This window comes from Nonomuraea glycinis (genome assembly GCF_014646515.1).
Taxonomy (GTDB): Bacteria; Actinomycetota; Actinomycetes; order Streptosporangiales; family Streptosporangiaceae; genus Nonomuraea; species Nonomuraea glycinis.
The window spans coordinates 18228-35384 of sequence record NZ_BMNK01000003.1; the positions used below are offsets into that span (position 1 = coordinate 18228).

The following is a 17157-nucleotide window of genomic DNA, read 5'->3' on the forward strand; positions in this document are numbered from 1 at the left end:
ATGGCCATGCCCATGCACACCCTTGAGAAGACCACGGCACTCGCCCCCGCTCCCACCCGCCCCCGGCGGATCCTGATCTCCAGCGACACCTACCCACCCGACGTGAACGGCGCCGCCTACTTCACCCACAGACTCGCCACCGGCCTGGCCGCACGCGGCAACGAGGTGCACGTGGTCTGCCAGTCGGAGCTCGGCCCGGCCGGCGCCGACGTGGTCGACGGCGTGGTCGTGCACCGGCTGCGCTCGGCGCCGCTGCTGGTCCACCCGACCATGCGGGTCACCGTCCCCACCCGGCTGGACCGGCTCATGGACGCCATCGACCCGGACGTGCTGCACACCCAGGGCCACTTCGTCGTCGGCAGGTCCGCCATCGCCGCCGCCCGGCGCCGCGGCGTGCCGGTCGTGGCCACCAACCACTTCATGCCCGACAACCTCTTCCAGTTCGCCCACATCCCGGCCGGGCTGCGGGAGAAGGCGGGCCGGCTGGCCTGGCGCGACTTCGGCCGCGTCTACGGCAAGGCCGACCACATCACCACGCCCACGCCGCTCGCCGCCGAGCTGCTCACCGCCCAGGGCTTCGGCCACGAGGTGGAGCCGGTCTCCTGCGGCATCGACCTGGCCCGATTCCACCCGCACGCCGAGCCGAAGGCCTGGGCCCGCAGGCGGTTCGGGCTGCCCGACCGTCCCACCGTGCTGTTCGTCGGCCGTCTGGACGAGGAGAAGCGGCTCGACGAGATCGTGCGGGCGCTGCCGTACGTGCTGAACGAGACCGACGCGCAGGTGGCGTTCGTCGGCAAGGGCAACCAGCGCGGTGAGCTGGAGAAGCTGGCCAGGCGGATCGGGGTGGACGAGCGGACGTTCTTCCTCGGGTTCGTGCCCGACGAGAGCATGCCGCAGGCGTTCGCCGCCGCCGACGTGTTCGCCATGCCGGGCGTCGCCGAGCTGCAGAGCATCGCGACACTGGAGGCGATGGCCAGCGGGTTGCCCGTGGTCGCCGCCGACGCCATGGCGCTGCCGCACCTGGTCGACGGCAATGGCTACCTGTTCCAGCCGGGCGAGGTGACGGCGCTGGCCGGGCACCTGACGCGCATCCTCACCGACGACGCCCTGCGCGAGCGCTTCGGCCGGGTCAGCCGAGAGATCGCCCTCACCCACGACCACCAGACCTCCCTCGCCCGGTTCGAGCAGATCTACGATGAGGTGGCACGATGAAGGCGACGGGTACCGCGACCCTGGCCGGGGTGCTGGTCGCCCTCCTGGCCTTCGCCTACGCGGAATTCACGCTGCCTGCCCAGCCACTGATCAGCCACTACGTGCTGGTCCCCGGCGGGCTGCTCCCGGTGGTGATCGGCATGCTGGCTCTCGCGACAGCCTGCCTGTCACTGGCGTACGGCCTCGCGATCAGCGACCCGGGGCCCACCGCGGCCGCCAGGGTGCTGCTGCTGGCCGCGGCCGGCGGTCTGATGCTGAGCGCGGTGTTCCCGACGGACGCCTCCGTGATCAAGTCGATGTCCGGGGAGATTCACCGCTGGGCGGCGGCCGTCGTCTTCACCACCCTGCCCGTCGCCGGCTGGAGCCTGGCCCGTGGGCGGGCGAGGCTGCCCCGCTGGAACGCGGTCAAGGCGCTGAGCGTGACCTCCGCGCTGGCGCTGGGCGTCTACCTGGCCGCGCATCCGGCCTCCTTCACCTCGCCATGGATCGGCGGCGAGTCCTACTACGGTCTGCTCGAACGCGCGCTGGTGCTGGCCGAGATCGGGCTGATCGCCGCCATGACCCTGGCCTTCAGGCAGCGCCAGGTCACCGCCGTGCCCCTCGCCGGCACCGGCGCCGACGCCCCGGCCCGCGACGAACGCCTGGCCGCCTGAGAGGTGGGCATGCTTCGTCGCCGGTCGAAAGGATGCCGCCCTAGCGTGAGCCCATGCTCATCACCCGTCACGCCGAAGCCCGCGCGCTGCTCGCGGACCCCCGTTACGTTCCGCCGCCGGTGCGGCAGGACGGCGAGCCCGGAACGCTCGCCTGGCTGCGCTCGCAGGTGTCGCGGTTCAGTCATGGGGAGGTCCACGCCGAGCGGCGACGGCTGCTGACCGCCTGCCTGGCGACGCTCGACGCGGACGCGCTGCGTTCGGCGGCCGGATCGCTGACGCTGGAGCGGGCGGGAGACTGGCGGGACGTGCCCACCGAGGTGCTCGGCGCCGCGCTCGGCTTCGCGGACACCGGCCGCCTGGCGCGGGCGGTACGGACCGCCGCGACGGGCTACCTGTCCGGCGTGGAGAGTGCCGAGGCGGACGCCGCGGTCACCGAGCTGACCCGGCTGGCCGGCGGGGCCACCCCCGAGAGCGTCGCCCGGATCACCCTGCTCCTCCAGGCACACGCCGCCACCGAGGACCTCATCGCCACCGCACTCACCCACGTCCCTGGCGACGCCGCGCACGCGAAGCCCGACATGACCCCGCTCGCATACGCGACAACCGGCGCACCCGCACACGCGAACCCCGACGCGACCGCGCTCGCAGACGCCGCCCCTGGTGGGGAGGTGGACGGGCTGGTGTACGAGACGCTTCGGCATGATCCGCCGGTGAAGGTCACGCGCAGGGTCGATCGGCAGACCGGTGCGGAGGTGGTGGTCGATCTGGTGGCGGCCAACCGTGATCCTGACGTGTTCGGCGATCCTGGCCGATTCGACGCCTCGCGGGGTGAGACGCCGCACCTGACGTTCGGGGCGGGCGTGCGGCCCTGTCCCGCCTCCCGGCACGGGCTCGCCCTGGCGGTGGGCGTGCTGGAGGCGCTGCTGGGCACGGTGGACGAATGAGCGAGAACTTCCGCGAGCTGCACCGGCCGGGCGACCCCCTGCTGCTGCCCAACGCCTGGGACTACGGCTCGGCGGCGCTGCTCGCCCGGCAGGGGTTCGCCGCCATCGGCACGACCAGCCTGGGCGTGTCCGCCGTGCACGGCAAGCCCGACGCGGGCGGCGCGACCAAGGCCGAGACGGTGACCCTCGCCAGGACGCTCATGAGTCTCGGCGTGCTGGTGAGCGTGGACGTCGAAGGCGGCTTCAGCGACGACCCCGAGCGGGTGTCGGAGCTGGTCGCGATGCTCGCCGGGCTCGGGGTCGCAGGCGTCAACCTGGAGGACGGCCGGGCCGACGGCACGCTGCGCCCGATCGAGACCCATCAGGCGATCATCGAGGCGGCCACGGGGCACGGCGTGTTCGTGAACGCCAGGACCGACACCCGCTGGCTGGGCACCGGCGACACGCTGGAACGGGTGCGCGCCTACGGGCACGCGGACGGCGTCTTCGTCCCCGCCATGAGCGACCTGGGCGAGATCGCGCGGCTGGTGGAGAGCACGCCGCTGCCGGTGAACATCCTCTACCAGCCGGGCGGCCCGAGCCTGGCCGAGCTCGCCGGGGTCGGCGTGGCCAGGGTGAGCACCGGCTCGCTGCTCTATCGGGCGAGCCTGCGGGGCGCCCTGGCGGAGTTGCGGGCCGTACAGGGAGGGCCGGAGCCCGGGCTGCCCAGCTACGCGGACATCACTGCGATGCTGCCTGAACCACAATAATCGGAGCATGCGCTTCGACATCCTTGGGCCGACCGAGGTGCGCGACGACGGCGGAGCGCCGGTGGCGCTCGGTGGTCCACGGGTGCGTGCGCTGCTCGCGCTGCTGGCCCTGGAGAGCGGGCGGATCGTCGACGCCGAGCGGCTCGTCGACCTCCTGTACGGGACGCGGCCTCCCGGCGGTGTCGCCAACGCGCTGCAGTCGCAGGTGTCGAGGCTGCGCCGGGCGCTGGGACGCGACCGGGTGGAGTTCCACCCCTCGGGTTACCGGCTGGTGGCCGACCCGCTCGACGTGGACGCGCACCGCTTCGAGCGCCTGGCCGCCGAGGGCGGTCAGGCGCTGGCCGGGGGCGATCCCCACCGCGCGGCGGCGCTGCTGCGCGAGGGGCTGGAGCTGTGGCGGGGCGCGCCGCTCGCCGACGCCCCGCACGCGGAGGCGGCCGCCGCCCGGCTGGCGGAGCTGCGGCTGGCCGCCATCGAGGATCGCGTCCAGGCCGAGCTGGAGCTGGGCCGCCACCGCGAGCTGGTGGCCGAGCTGACCCAGCTCACCGCCGCCCACCCGCTGCGCGAGCGGCCGCGCGCCCAGCTCATGCGCGCCCTGTACGGCAGCGGCCGCCAGGCCGAGGCGCTGGCCGCCTTCGACGAAGGGCGGCGCATCCTGGACGAGGAACTCGGCGTCGAGCCAGGCACGGAGCTCACCGCCGTCCACCTCGCGGTACTACGAGCCGATCCGTCCCTGGGTACGCCGGGCGGGAGTGCGGTCAGGCAGGGTGTTCGTGCTCAGCTGACCAGCTTTGTCGGTAGAGCGGAGGAGTTGCGGCAGGTTCGTGCCGAATTGGCGGGGGCCAGGCTGGTCACGCTGATCGGGCCCGGGGGCGCGGGGAAGACTCGGCTGGCCGTCGAGGCCGCCGGGCGGATCGAGGGGGATGTCTGCGTCGTGCAGCTCGCGCCTGTCGCCGACGGGGCCGAGGTGCCGTTGGCCGTGCTGGCCGGGCTCGAGATCCGCGACCGTACGCACGCCAGGGACCTGCCGGCCGTCGAGCCGACGGCTCGGCTGGTGACCGCGCTCGCCGACCGCGAGCTGCTGCTGGTGCTGGACAACTGCGAGCACCTGATCGAGGCGGCCGCGGCCCTGGCCGACACGCTGCTGGCCGCCTGCCCCGCCCTGCGCGTGCTGGCGACCAGCCGCGAGGCGCTCGGCATCACCGGCGAGTGCATCCTGCCCGTCGCACCGTTGCGGGTGCCGCCGCGGGACGCCGCCGACCCGCTCGCCTACGCCGCCGCCCGGCTGTTCGCCGACCGGGCCGCCGCGGTGCGGCAGGCGTTCGAGGTCAATGCGGAGAACGCGGCCCAGGTGATCCAGATCTGCCGGGCGCTCGACGGGCTGCCGCTGGCCATCGAGCTGGCGGCGGCCAGGCTGCGGGCGCTGTCGCTGTCGGAGGTGGCGGCCCGGCTGGACGACCGGTTCAGGCTGCTGACGCGCGGTAGCCGTACGGCGCTGCCCAGGCACCAGACGTTACGCGCGGTGGTCGCGTGGAGCTGGGACCTGCTGGACGACGGCGAGCAGACGCTGGCCAGGCGCCTGACGGTGTTCGCGGGCGGCGCGACCCCGCGCGCGGCCGAGCGGGTATGCGGGCTGCCCGAGGACGTGCTGTTCTCGCTCGCGGAGAAGTCGCTGGTCGAGGTGGTCGACGGCCGCTACCGGATGCTGCGGACGATCCGCGCGTTCTGCGCCGAGCAGCTCGCGGCGGCCGGCGAGGCGGAGTCGATCCAACACGCGCACGCCGCCTACTACCTGGACCTGGTGAACACCGCCGACCCGCACCTGCGCACCGCCGAGCAGCTCGACTGGCTGACCCGCCTGGACAAGGAGAGCGACGACCTCACCGCGGCCGTGCGCTGGGCCATCGAGTCGGGCCCGAGTGAGCTGGCCCTGCGGCTGGTCGCGCTCTCCGCCTGCTACTGGTGGATGCGCGGCCACCGCGCCGTCAGCGCCCACCTGGCCACCGACCTGCTGGCGCGCCTCGGCGACAGGGTGCCGGCCGAGCTGAACGAGGAGTACGTGATGTGCGTGCTCGTCGCGGTGTGGTCCGGCGACGTCGGCGAGGAGCTCGCGGCCCGCCTGAACCGGCTGCGCGGGTTGCTGCCTGATCAGTACATGCCGCCACGGCTGGAGTTCCTGTCGATTCTGCTGCCCATGTTCACCGGGCCTCCCTCCGGCTACGACCTGTTGAGCGAGGACAGCCACGCGATCATCGAGCAACTGCCGCCCTGGTCGAGGGCGCTCACGCACTGCGGCTCGGGATTCATTCTCCAGATGGCGGGCAGGCCGGAGGAGGCCAGGGCCGCGTTCGAGCGGTCGCTGGCCGCCTTCAGGCGGCTCGGTGAGCGCTGGGGGACCATGCTCGCCCTGTCGGGGCTCGGCGATCTCGCCTTCGACCAGGGCGACTACGCCTCCTCCTCCGCGATGGCCGACGAGGCGCTGAAGCTGTCGCGGGAGCTGGGCGCGATGGCCGACGTCGCGGAGAACCTGTGCCGCCGGGCCGACGCCGTCGCCCGTACCGGCGACCCGGCCGGCGCGCTGGAGGACTACCGGCTGGCGGCACGGCTGTCGCGCCGCATCGACTCACGCGACACCCTCGCCAGGGCGCACTGCGGACTCGGCGAGCTGGCGCTGGCGCAGGGTGACCTCGGTACGGCGCGCCGCCTGCTGGAGCAGGCCCGCGCCGAGTGCCCCGACCAGTGGTACAGCGCCGGTGACCTCGCCGACCGCATCGCGGCAGGGCTGGCCCGCCTGGGAGAGCCGGTCAGCGAGCGGTAGGAGTCCGGTCAGCGGCGGCCTCGACGGTGGACGGCATGACGAAGAAATGGGCCAGTCTCGCCGTCGCGTGCCTGGCCACTCTCCTGCTCTCACTGGACCTCACGGTGCTGCACCTCGCCCTGCCGAGGCTGGTGGCCGACCTCGGCGCGAGCGCCACCGAGCTCCTGTGGATCGGCGACGTCTACGGCTTCGCGCTGGCCGGCCTGCTCATCACCATGGGCAACCTCGGTGACCGCGTCGGGCGCAAGCGGCTGCTGCTCATCGGCACGGTGGCCTTCGGCGCCGCCTCCGCGCTCACCGCCGTCGCGCCCAGCCCGGAGCTGCTCATCGCGGCCCGGGCGCTGCTCGGCGTGGCCGGCGCGACGATCATGCCCTCCACCTTGTCGATCATCCGGAACGTGTTCACCGACCCGGGCGAGCGGACCGCGGCCATCGGCATCTGGAGCGGGATGAGCGCGGCCGGGTTCGCCCTGGGCCCGGTGGTCGGCGGACTTCTGCTGGACCACTTCTGGTGGGGGTCGGTGTTCCTGATCAACGTGCCGATCATGGCGATCGTGCTGGCCGGGGGCCTGATGGTGCTGCCGGAGTCGCACGACCCGGACGCCGGCCGCATCGACCTGCCGAGCGTGGCGCTCTCCTTCACCGGCGTCATCGCGGTCATCTACGCCGTCAAGGAGGCGGCCCACCAGGGCCCGGGGCACGCCGACGTGCTGGTCGCCGGGGTCGTCGGGATCGCCTGCCTGGTCGCCTTCGGCCTGCGGCAGACGCGGCTGGCCGCGCCTCTGATCGACATGCGGCTCTTCAGGCGGCGGGCGTTCTCCGCGTCGATCGGCACCAACCTGCTGGCGATCTTCGCGATGATGGCCATGTCGCTGATGTTCGCGTGGTACTTCCAGCTCGTGCTCGGCTGGTCGCCCCTGCAGGCCGGGCTGGCCACCCTGCCCGGAGGGCTGAGCGGCGCGGTCGGCGGCATCGTCGCCGCCAAGCTCATCAACCCGCTGGGCCGGAACGGGGTCGTGGCGCTCGGACTCGGCATGAACGCCGCCTCGTTCCTCTACTACAGCACGCTCGGCCTGGAGCTCACCTATCCGGTCATGCTGGGGGCCATGCTGGTCGGCGGCATGGGCGTCGGGCTGGCGTTCACCGTCAACAACGACAACGTGCTCGCCACGGTCCCCGCCCAGCGCGCGGGTGCGGCGGCCGCGGTGTCGGAGACGTCGTTCGAGCTGGGCGGGGCGCTCGGCATCGCCATCCTGGGCACCCTGCTGAACAGCGTCTACAGCGGCAGCCTCCAGATGCCCGCCGGGATCCCGGACCAGGCGGCGAAGGAGTCGATCGCGGGGGCGCTCAGCACGGCGGAGTCGCTGCCCCCGGAGCAGGCCGGGCAGCTCATCGGGGCCGCCCGGGTGGCCTTCGTCGAGGCCGTGCACATCACCTCGCTCACCACGGCCGCGATGCTGGCGGTCGTCGCGGTGCTCGCCCTGGTCGGGCTGCGCGGCGTACCCAAGGTCATCCCCGAGGAGGTGCTGACCCGCGCGCACTCCTGACGGGTCTTGAGCACGATCGGTGGCGCGCGCCGCGTACGACGCGCGCCACCGGGGCGGCCTAGCCGAACAGGCCGTTGACCCGCTCGTTCGCCCCGTCCAGGGAGCTGACGTCGGCCTTGCGGGAGAAGATCGCGTCCATCGTCTCCGTCATCGTGGCGGTGATGTCGGCCCAGTGGTCGGCGATGGGCGCCAGGTGGGTGGTGCCCTCCTCGACGTGCATGGTGAAGGGCTTGACGTCGATGCCCAGTTTGCCGAACGCCTGCTCCGCCCTGGTCCGAGCGCTCTTGATCGCCGGGAAGATGACGGCCTCGTCCGCCACGATCTCCTCCTGGCAGGCGGGCGAGCCGAGGAACTTCACCCAGGCCCACGCGGCGTCGGGGTTGTCGGTGGCGGCGGAGATGTTGTCGGCCAGGCCGTTGAAGAGGCTGGCCCGCTTGCCGGTGGGGCCGACGGGGGTCGGGGCCAGCACCGACTTCACGCCCTTCATGTTCCAGTACGACTTGGTGTTCCAGCTACCCTCGGTGACCATCGCGTACTTGCCGGCCCCGTAGGCGTCCATCTGGTTCACCCCGGCGCCGGCGATCGCCATGCTCGGCATGTAGCCCTTGTCGATCAGGGAGGTGAACCACGTGATGGTCTCCTTGAACTTGGGGTCGGCGTAGTTGAACCGGCTGGGCCACGGGTTCTGGTCGGCGTACTGCCAGCCGTTGCTCATGGCGTACATGCTCCACTCGGTCTGGCCGAAGCCCGCGCCGCTGCCCGCCAGTCCGATGCCGTAGACGGCCACCTTCGTCTTGTCGAAGCCGGGCTCGTCACCGCGCTTGCCGTTCTTGTCCACGGTGAGGTGCGCGATGGTCTTCTCGTAGCTGCCGCCGTCCTTCGGGTTCCACTCCAGCTTCTCCATGTCCTCCGGCTTGAGGCCCGCGTCCTTGAGCAGCTCGCTGTTGTAGATGACGGCGACCGTGTCGAAGTCCTTCGGCAGCCCGTACCTCTTGCCGTCCTTGGTGACCCACAGGTCCGCCAGGCCGTCCTGGTAGAGGGACAGGTCCACCTTGTCCTTGGCGACCTGGTCGTCGATCGGCAGGATCGTGCCCTGGGCGGCGAAGTCGGGGTAGCGCGACAGGTGGCTGACGAACACGTCCGGGGCGGTGCCGGAGACGAAGGCGGTGGTCAGGGTGTTCCAGTAGTCGTCCCAGCCGTACTGGGTGATCTTGACCTTGTAGTTCGGGTTCGCCTTCTGGAAGGCGTCGGCGCAGGCCTGGTACTGCGGCTGCTGGGCGACGTCCCACAGCCAGTAGTCGATGGTGGCGGACTCGGCGGCGGCTTGGCCGCCTTCGGGGGCGCCGGCGCCGCAGGCGGAGAGGAGCAGCGCCGCGGTCGCGGCGGCGGCGAGTGAGCGGAGGTGTCCCTGCATCACAGAACCTTCTTTACGTGTGGTACCAACCAGGGGGTGGCGGCTTACTTGACGCCTGTGTAGCCGATCGAGTCGATGACCCTGCGGCCGAGCATGGTGAAGAGGATGATCATCGGCAGCGCCGCGAAGAGCGTGGCCGCCATGAGGCCCGCCCAGTCGGGGCTGCCCTGCGGGGTCTGGGATCGGAAGATGCCCAGGGCGACGGTGAGCACCCGGACGCTCTCGTCCTTGCCGACCAGGAGCGGCCAGAAGTAGTCGTTCCAGCTCGTGATGTAGGTGAGGATGGCCAGCGTGGCGATCGGCGCCTTGTTGACCGGCAGGATGATGCGGAAGAAGATCCGCACATGGCCCGCGCCGTCGATGCGCGCCGCCTCCTCCAGACTGGCGTTGACGCCCAGGAAGAACTGGCGCAGGAAGAACACCGCGAACGGCGTCATGAGCAGGTGGGGCAGCACGATGCCGAGGTAGGTGTTGAGCAGGCCGAGATCCTTGATCAGGATGAAGTTCGGCAGCGTGGTGAAGATCGGCGGCACCATGAGCGCGGTGAGGAAGAGCATGAAGACCGCGTCGCGGCCGGGCCACCGCATCCGGGCGAAGGCGTAGGCGGCCATCGCGCTGAAGAACACCTGCCCGGCCGTGGTGACGGTGGCGACGACGATCGAGTTGCGCAGGAAGAGCCAGAAGCTCACGGTGCCGCTGGAGCCGCCCTCGGCCACCGCCTCGGCGGTGCTGGACAGCCCGAGCACCCGCCGGTAGGCCCCGAGGGTGAAGTCGACGGGCAGCAGGTCGGTGGCGCCGGCGGCCAGCGAGCGGGTGCTGGAGAAAGAGGTGCGCAGCATCCAGTAGAAGGGGAAGAGCGTCACGATCATGACGACGACGAGCACGGCCCAGCCGGCGATCCGCCCCCAGGGGAGCCGCCCGCTGCGCGGCGAGGTGACTGCCATCACGATCCCTTCAGGTCGGACTCGCCCGCCCGGCTGAGGCGGAGCTGCAGATAGGCGACCCCGGCCAGCAGCACGAACAGCACCGACGACAGGGCGGCGGCGTAGCCGAAGTGGAAGCGGGTGAAGGCCAGGTCGTAGATGTAGTAGTAGATGACCCTGGTGGCGTTGATCGGCCCGCCGCCCGTGGTGACGGCCACGGTGTCGAACACCTGGAAGGACCCGATGACGGTGAGCACCATGACCAGCGCCATGACCGGGCGCAGCAGCGGCAGGGTGACCCGCCAGAAGATCCGCCACTCGCCGGCACCGTCGATCGCGGCGGCCTCGTAGACGCTGCTCGGGATCATCTGCAGCCCGGCGAAGATCAGCAGAGCGGTGTAGCCGACATGCCGCCAGGTGTTGACCAGGGCGATGGTCGGGATGGCCAGCTCGGACTCGCCGAAGAAGGCCAGCCGGTCCACGCCGAGCCACTCCAGCCCCTGGTTGACGATGCCGAGCTGGTAGTCGAGCATCCAGAACCACACCAGGGCGACCACCACGTTGGCCACCAGGAACGGCAGCAGCACCACGCCGCGGACGAACATGGACCTGGTCAGCCGGTGCATGAGGACGGCCAGCAGGACCGACATGACGGTCTGGACGCCGATGTTGATCACCACGTACTCGGCGGTGACCACGAGCGCGTTCCAGAACAGGTGGTCGCCGAGTAGCCGCTCGTAGTTGTCCAGCCCGATGAAGCGGGGTGGCGTGAGCACGTTGTACTGGGTCAGGCTCAGGTAGAAGGCGCGCAGGGTCGGCCAGAGGTAGAAGAGCACGAAACCGAGGGCCGCCGGTAGGACGAACGCGAGCGCGATGGGCAGGTCGCCCAGGCGCCGGCCGCGGCGGCGGGGCGGGGCGCCCCGGGACGCCGCCTCGGTCCGGCGCGGCGCGGCGTGGACGGTGTCGCTGGTCATACAACCTCCTCGTGCCCGCCAGTCAGCGGTGCAGCAGCAGGTGCTGGAGAGCGGTGACCGCCGCTCCCCTGGCCCATTCGTTGAAGGCGAAGGGCTTGACGACCACCGGTACGGGGGTGGACGTCCAATGCGTGTGGCGGGCGAGCGCGGTCTGGAAGGCGTCCGCGCACACCTCGTACATGTGGACCGCCTCGCCGGACAGGATCACGAGCTCGGGGCCGGTGATGTTGGCGACGGTGGCGACGATCTGGCCGAGCGCGGTGCCGGCCTCGTCGAGCACGCGGCGGGCGACGGGGTGGCCGTCGCGGGTCTCGTCGCGGGCCATCGCCAGGCAGTCGTCGAAGGTGAGCTCGGGCCGGTCCAGCGCGGTGGCGACGGACCGGCGGATGGCCGGGGAGCTGGCGTAGGCGCGGGCGCAGCCGCGGTGGCCCTGCTCGCACATGGGGCCGCGGTCGTCGATGGCGAGGTGACCCACCAGCCCGGTGGCGCCGGACCGCCCGGTGACCAGCCGGTCGCCGATGACCATCCCGCAGCCGATGCCGGCGCCGACGGTGATCAGGGCGAAGGAGGAATGGCCGACGCCCTCGCCGAACCACTGCTGGACGGCGGTCAGCGCGCGGACGTCGTTGTCGAGCACGGTCGGCACGGCGACGGCCTCTTCGACGAGTCTGGCCAGGGGTAGCTGGCTCCAGCCGAGGAACGGCGAGGTGTGCACGACGGGGTCGCTGGGGGTGGCCGTGCCCGCGAGGCTGATGCCGACGGCCGACAGCGGCCGGTCCTCCTCGGTCAGGTCGGCGACCGTCTGGGCGATCTGACCGAGGACGTTGTCGATGTCGTGGTCGATCAGCGTCCTTTGGGTCTCCTCCTGGATGGTGGCGGCCAGGTCGGTGCGTACGGCGTAGAGCTCGTCGGCGGTGAGCTTGATGCCGACGAACGACATGCGGGACGCGTCGACCTGGAGGGGCTGCGAGGGCCGCCCGACGGTCGAGGGTCCCTCTCCCGTCAGTTGCTCACGCAGGTAGCCCGTCTCGATGAAGGGCTTGGTGACCTTCGTCAGCGCGGAGGGCGACAGAGCCAGCCGCCGGGCCACTTCGGCGCGGGACATGGGCCCGTGCACCAGCAGCTCGACGAAGACCGAGCGCATCGCATCGGTGAGCCGTTCACTCTGTGAGAACACGCGGCCCATGGTTGGGTAAGTTCGTTCACTGTGTCAAGTAAATGAAGTGATGCCCATCACATCTGTTACCTTTCTGCGCCGTACTAGATCAAGATTCATTGACCTTGTGCACTTATTGGAGCTAGTCTCCAGCCGCCTGCACACTGAAGAAGCCGGGGGACCGCCATGCCCGTAACTCCTCTCGACGAGCACTGCTGGGCGATCGACACGCCTGCTTCGACGTACGTGATCCGCGTGGAGGTGGACCCGGCGACCGGGGAGGCCGCGCCGGCGCAGAAGTACTGGGGTCCGCGGCTGTCCACGGAGGCGGCCCGCCAGGTCGCCGCCGCGCGGGAGCCGCGCCGGCACGTCACGAGCTTCTCCACCCCTTCCGAGGCCGAGGAGCTGCTGCCGGTGGACGGCGGCACCCGGTGGGGGACGCCGTCCCTGCAGGTCTCCTTCGGCCACGCCCGCTCGGTCGAGCTGCGGTTCGCCGGGGCGAGCGAGCACGAGGAGGGCGGCGGCGCCCAGCGGCTGGACCTCACGCTGGCCGACGCCCATCACCCGTTCGAGGTGGTGCTGTCCATCCGGGCCCGCGAGGACACCGACGTCATCGAGCGGTGGACCACCGTGCGGCACCGGCCGGACCAGGCGGGCGAGCCGATCACCGTGACCCGGCTCGACTCCGCCAACTGGTTCGTCCCCGACCAGGCCGGCTACCGCTACAGCGGCGTCTTCGGCGCCTGGGCGGAGGAGTTCCAGCTCCAGCGGGAGCCGCTGCCCGTCGGCGAGCTGGTCTTCACCAGCCGCCAGGGCATCACCAGCCACCAGGCGAACCCGTGGATCATGATCGACGCGGGGGCGGCGGGCGAGGAGCACGGCGAGGTGTGGGGCGTCGCCCTGGCCTGGAGCGGAAGCTGGCGGCTGACCACCACGCACCGGCCCGAGGGCGGCGTGTCCGTCTCGGCCGGCTTCGGTCACGAGGGCGTGCGCTGGACGCTCGAACCGGGCCAGGAGCTGACCGGTCCACCGGCGCTCGGGCTCTACAGCACCGCCGGGTTCGGCGCGGCGAGCAGGGCCTGGCACGAGTACGCCCGCCGCCACGTCCTGCCGACGCCCGGTGAGGAGCGGCCGGTGCTCTACAACTCCTGGGAGGCCACCGCCTTCGCCGTGACCGAGTCCGGCCAGCTGGAGCTCGCCAAGACCGCGGCCTCGCTCGGCGTCGAGCTGTTCGTCATCGACGACGGCTGGTTCGGGGCCCGCGACGACGACACCACCTCGCTGGGCGACTGGTGGCCGCACCGCGAGCGTTTCCCCGCCGGCCTGCGCGGCATGCTGGACGGCATCCGCGAGCTGGGGATGCGGGTGGGCCTGTGGGTGGAGCCGGAGATGGTCAGCCCCGACAGCGACCTCTACCGCGCCCATCCCGACTGGATCCTGCACCTGGAGCACCGGCGCAGGGACCAGAAGCGCAACCAGCTCGTGCTGAACTTCGCCCGGCGGGACATCCGCGACTGGGCGCTGGACTGGCTCGACCGGCTGGTCACCGAGCTCGACCTCGACTACTTCAAGTGGGACATGAACCGGCCGTTCACCCAGGCCGGCTGGCCGGAGCAGGGCGCGGCGCAGGACCGGGTCTGGATCGAGCACACGCGCGGCGTCTACGACGTGCTGGACCGGCTGCGGGAGCGGCACCCCGGGCTGCGGATCGAGTCGTGCTCCGGCGGCGGCGGCCGGGTCGACCTCGGCATCCTGCGGCGCACCGACGAGGTCTGGCCCTCGGACAACACCGACGCCAAGGACCGCCAGCAGATCCAGCACGGCTTCTCCCAGCTCTACCCGGCGAGCACGATGTCGGCCTGGGTGACCGACTCCCCCAACGTGACGACCGGCCGCGCCATGCCGCTGCGCTACCGGTTCCACGTGGCCATGGCGGGGGTGCTGGGCATCGGCGGCGACCTGCCCGAGTGGTCGCCGCAGGAGCTGGCGGAGGCGGCCGAGCTGATCGCCCAGTACAAGTCCGTGCGCCGCGTCATCCAGCACGGCGCCCAGTTCCGGCTGGCGGGCACGCCGGGGCAGGAGCGCTCGGCCGTGCAGTACGTGCTGGACGACCTGGTCGTGGCGCTGGTCTACAACCCGCTCGGCAACGCCAAGCGCGGGCCGCGCCGGCTGCGGCTGGCGGGGCTGGACCCGGAGGCGCTGTACGAGGTGGTGCTGGGCGGCGACCCTGGGGAGGGCGAGCGGGGGCGGCTCGTGCACGGGTCGCGCTGGTACGGCTCGGCCCTCATGGCGGCCGGCATCCGGCCCGCCGCCTGGGAGCCGATCGGCGCCGACTATCGCAGCGACCTGGTCGTGCTCAAGCAGGTGAGCCACTGACCCTCGGGCGCGGAGGCGGGGCGGCGGCTTCTGAAGGTGCTGGGACAGGGGCGGCGGCTTCTAAAGGTGCTGGGACAGGAACTCGGCGGTCGCGTCGACGGCCTGGGTGACGTACGGCTCGCGGTCGTACAGGTCGATGTGCCGCTTGGCGTCCAGCCACACCAGCCGCTTGGGCTCGTCCAGCCGCTTGTACGCCTCCTCCGCGCCCTCCGGTGAGCAGAACCGGTCGATCACGCCGTGCACGATCAGCGCCGGTTTCGGCGAGAGGAAGTCGGCGCCCATCAGGTTGTCCATCGTGATCAGCTCCAGCACGCTTGCCCGGGTGACCTGGTTCGCCCAGTGCGGGGAGGGCGAGGCGCCGTAGTAGGAGAACGGCTCGTCCCCGGGCATGGCGGCCTCGCCCTCCTCGGCCACGGCCGGCAGATACTCGACCGGTCCGCCCTGGTCCTGCCGCTCCAGCACCTCGGTGTACGAGCCGAGCACCGCGTCGTAGTCCATGCCGGACCGCATGCCGTAGGGGTTGTTGTAGGCCCCCGCGATGCCGGCGAACACCTTCACCCGGGGGTCGAAGGCGGCGAACTTGAGCGCGTAGCCGCCGCCCAGGCAGATGCCGACCGCGCCGATCCGGTCCCCGTCGACCTCGGGCCTGGCCCGCAGGAGCGACACCGCGGCCCGCAGGTCGTGCAGCTTGCCCTGCGGGTCCTCGTGGCAGCGCGGCTCCCCGCCGGACTCGCCCCAGTTGCGGTGGTCGAAGGCGAGGGTGACATAGCCGCGCTCGGCCAGCCGCTCGGCGTACAGGCCGGTGACCTGATCGCGGACCCCGGTGAACGGGCCGGTGAGGACCAGCGCGGGCCGCGCCCCCGTCCCCTCCGGCACCCGGAGCTCTCCCACCAGCGTGACGCCGTCGACGGCGAACTCGATTCTCATGCCCCCAGTCTGGTCGAACCGCCCGCGCGAGGTAGGGGCCGCGGGCGGTTCGAGAGGGCGATCAGGAGTCGAAGCCGAGCCCCATCCGGTCCAGCGCCCGCAGCCACAGATTGCGTCTGCCCTGGTGCTGGTCCGCCTGGGCGATCGACCAGCGGGTGAACTGGATGACCCCCGACCGCACCGGCTCCGGCGGGAACGGGACCGGCTTCTCCTTCACCATGCGCAGCTCGGTCCGCTCGGTGCGCTCCCCCGACAGCAGGTCGAGCATGACGTTCGCGCCGAAGCGGGTCGCGCCGACGCCCATGCCGGTGTAGCCGACCGCGTACGCCAGCCGGCCGCCGTGCGCCTGCCCGTAGAAGGCGCTGAAGCGGCTGCAGGTGTCGATCACGCCGCCCCAGCGGTGCGAGAACCGCACGTCCTCCAACTGCGGGAAGGTGTCGTAGAAATGCCCGGCCAGCTTGGCGAAGGTCTCGTCACGCTGGTCGTACTCCGGCTTGACGTGGCCGCCGTTGTAGTAGACGGCGTCGTAGCCGCCCCACAGGATGCGGTTGTCGTCGGTCAGCCGGTAGTAGTGGAACTGGTTGGCCGCGTCGCCCACGCCCTGCCTGTTGCGCCAGCCCACCTCGGCGAGCTGCGCGTCGCTGAGCGGCTCGGTGGTCAGCGCGTAGTCGTACACCGGCACCACGAAGTGCCTCAGGCGGCGCAGCAACGGCGGGAAGACACCGGTGCCGAGCGCCACCCGGCGGGCGGTGACGGCCCCCTGCGGGGTGCGCAGGCCGATGGTGACGCCGTCGTCGTGCAGCGAACGTACCGGCGTGCGCTCGTAGACCCGCACGCCGAGCCGGACGCACGCCTCGCGCAGCCCCCATGCCAGCCTGGCCGGGTCCACCATGGCGCAGCCGCTGCGCTCCCACAGGCCGCCCAGGTAGGTGGGCGAGTTGACCTCGGCCCGCACCTGATCCCGGTCCAGCGGCACGTAGTCGAGGCCGAGCTGCTCGATGAGGTCGAGGTGCTCGTGCAGCGCGTCGAGCTGCCACGGCTCGGTGGCGACGTTCAGCTCGCCGGTGCGCTCGAAGGAGCAGTCGACGCCGTAGCGCTGCAGCGTCCGCTCGATCTCGTCCAGGTTCTCGACGCCCATGCGCTCCAGCCGGTCGATCTCCTCCGGCCAGCGCTCCAGCCCGTTGGGCAGGCCATGGGTCAGGGTCGCCATGCAGAACCCGCCGTTGCGGCCGGACGCCGCCCAGCCGATCCTGCGCCCCTCCAGCAGGATCACGTCCTGCGAGGGGTCTCGCTCCTTGGCCATCAGGGCGGTCCACAGCCCCGAGAAGCCGCCGCCGACCACGACCAGGTCGGCGCTCGTGTTGCCGACGAGCCGCGGTCGCGGCTCTGGCCTGGCCGGACTGTCCAGCCAGTACGGCTTGCGCTCCGCGTCAGCAAGCGCCTTCAGCGGATCCACACATCCCA

Annotated in this window: 13 protein-coding genes; 7 read left to right on the plus strand and 6 right to left on the minus strand. The window is 71.7% G+C overall.

What is annotated here, in order from left to right; translation table 11 throughout:
* Positions 1 to 12 precede the first annotated feature (12 nt).
* The 6 genes from IEY87_RS09630 to IEY87_RS09655 are packed head-to-tail and all read left to right on the plus strand — an operon-like array spanning position 13 to position 7923.
* On the plus strand, positions 13 to 1212 hold the full coding sequence (locus IEY87_RS09630) for a glycosyltransferase (protein WP_225278266.1): 1200 nt from the start codon (positions 13 to 15) through the stop codon (positions 1210 to 1212).
* Entirely contained in the window at positions 1209 to 1865 is a 657-nt protein-coding gene (locus tag IEY87_RS09635; protein ID WP_189138215.1) for a DUF998 domain-containing protein, read from the plus strand. The genes IEY87_RS09630 and IEY87_RS09635 overlap by 4 nt, the downstream gene beginning before the upstream one ends.
* 53 nt (positions 1866 to 1918) lie before the next feature.
* Entirely contained in the window at positions 1919 to 2809 is an 891-nt protein-coding gene (locus tag IEY87_RS09640; RefSeq protein ID WP_189138216.1) for a cytochrome P450 family protein, read from the plus strand.
* Entirely contained in the window at positions 2806 to 3558 is a 753-nt protein-coding gene (locus IEY87_RS09645; RefSeq protein ID WP_189138217.1) for an isocitrate lyase/PEP mutase family protein, read from the plus strand. Before IEY87_RS09640 ends, IEY87_RS09645 begins: the two co-directional genes overlap by 4 nt.
* A gap of 7 nt (positions 3559 to 3565) precedes the next feature.
* Positions 3566 to 6376 (plus strand): AfsR/SARP family transcriptional regulator, encoded by a 2811-nt coding sequence (locus tag IEY87_RS09650; protein WP_189138218.1) that lies wholly within the window; start codon positions 3566 to 3568, stop codon positions 6374 to 6376.
* Positions 6377 to 6411: 35 nt separating this feature from the next.
* Positions 6412 to 7923 carry an MFS transporter gene (locus IEY87_RS09655; RefSeq protein ID WP_189138219.1) on the plus strand — a complete coding sequence of 504 codons (1512 nt, stop codon included), beginning with the start codon at positions 6412 to 6414 and terminating at the stop codon, positions 7921 to 7923.
* A gap of 58 nt (positions 7924 to 7981) precedes the next feature.
* Here IEY87_RS09655 and IEY87_RS09660 read toward each other — a convergent pair whose 3' ends face one another.
* The 4 genes from IEY87_RS09660 to IEY87_RS09675 are packed head-to-tail and all read right to left on the minus strand — an operon-like array spanning position 7982 to position 12411.
* Positions 7982 to 9337 (minus strand): ABC transporter substrate-binding protein, encoded by a 1356-nt coding sequence (locus tag IEY87_RS09660; RefSeq protein ID WP_189138220.1) that lies wholly within the window; start codon positions 9335 to 9337, stop codon positions 7982 to 7984.
* 44 nt (positions 9338 to 9381) lie between these two features.
* Positions 9382 to 10281 (minus strand): carbohydrate ABC transporter permease, encoded by a 900-nt coding sequence (locus IEY87_RS09665; protein WP_189138221.1) that lies wholly within the window; start codon positions 10279 to 10281, stop codon positions 9382 to 9384.
* Positions 10281 to 11234 carry a carbohydrate ABC transporter permease gene (locus IEY87_RS09670; protein WP_189138222.1) on the minus strand — a complete coding sequence of 318 codons (954 nt, stop codon included), beginning with the start codon at positions 11232 to 11234 and terminating at the stop codon, positions 10281 to 10283. The genes IEY87_RS09665 and IEY87_RS09670 overlap by 1 nt, the downstream gene beginning before the upstream one ends.
* 22 nt (positions 11235 to 11256) lie before the next feature.
* Positions 11257 to 12411, minus strand: coding sequence for an ROK family protein (locus IEY87_RS09675; protein ID WP_189138223.1), 1155 nt, complete (start codon positions 12409 to 12411; stop codon positions 11257 to 11259).
* 165 nt (positions 12412 to 12576) lie between these two features.
* Between IEY87_RS09675 and IEY87_RS09680 the strand changes: the two genes are divergently transcribed.
* Positions 12577 to 14766 (plus strand): alpha-galactosidase, encoded by a 2190-nt coding sequence (locus IEY87_RS09680; protein ID WP_189138224.1) that lies wholly within the window; start codon positions 12577 to 12579, stop codon positions 14764 to 14766.
* 60 nt (positions 14767 to 14826) lie between these two features.
* Here the strand turns inward: IEY87_RS09680 and IEY87_RS09685 are convergent, their stop codons facing one another.
* Positions 14827 to 15693: an alpha/beta hydrolase gene (locus tag IEY87_RS09685; protein WP_189138225.1), complete on the minus strand. Its 867-nt coding sequence runs from the start codon at positions 15691 to 15693 to the stop codon at positions 14827 to 14829.
* 61 nt (positions 15694 to 15754) lie between these two features.
* Positions 15755 to 17149 (minus strand): NAD(P)/FAD-dependent oxidoreductase, encoded by a 1395-nt coding sequence (locus IEY87_RS09690; RefSeq protein WP_189138226.1) that lies wholly within the window; start codon positions 17147 to 17149, stop codon positions 15755 to 15757.
* Between the last annotated feature and the right edge of the window lie 8 nt (positions 17150 to 17157).

Bases quoted from the DNA above. Each gene is read 5' to 3' on its own strand.
- IEY87_RS09660 (WP_189138220.1), bottom strand. From the start codon at position 9,337: ATGCAGGGACACCTCCGCTCACTCGCCGCCGCCGCGACCGCGGCGCTG.
- IEY87_RS09685 (WP_189138225.1), bottom strand. From the start codon at position 15,693: ATGAGAATCGAGTTCGCCGTCGACGGCGTCACGCTGGTGGGAGAGCTC.
- IEY87_RS09665 (WP_189138221.1), bottom strand. From the start codon at position 10,281: ATGGCAGTCACCTCGCCGCGCAGCGGGCGGCTCCCCTGGGGGCGGATC.
- IEY87_RS09635 (WP_189138215.1), top strand. From the start codon at position 1,209: ATGAAGGCGACGGGTACCGCGACCCTGGCCGGGGTGCTGGTCGCCCTC.
- IEY87_RS09640 (WP_189138216.1), top strand. From the start codon at position 1,919: ATGCTCATCACCCGTCACGCCGAAGCCCGCGCGCTGCTCGCGGACCCC.
- IEY87_RS09655 (WP_189138219.1), top strand. From the start codon at position 6,412: ATGACGAAGAAATGGGCCAGTCTCGCCGTCGCGTGCCTGGCCACTCTC.
- IEY87_RS09630 (WP_225278266.1), top strand. From the start codon at position 13: ATGCACACCCTTGAGAAGACCACGGCACTCGCCCCCGCTCCCACCCGC.
- IEY87_RS09650 (WP_189138218.1), top strand. From the start codon at position 3,566: ATGCGCTTCGACATCCTTGGGCCGACCGAGGTGCGCGACGACGGCGGA.
- IEY87_RS09680 (WP_189138224.1), top strand. From the start codon at position 12,577: ATGCCCGTAACTCCTCTCGACGAGCACTGCTGGGCGATCGACACGCCT.
- IEY87_RS09670 (WP_189138222.1), bottom strand. From the start codon at position 11,234: ATGACCAGCGACACCGTCCACGCCGCGCCGCGCCGGACCGAGGCGGCG.
- IEY87_RS09645 (WP_189138217.1), top strand. From the start codon at position 2,806: ATGAGCGAGAACTTCCGCGAGCTGCACCGGCCGGGCGACCCCCTGCTG.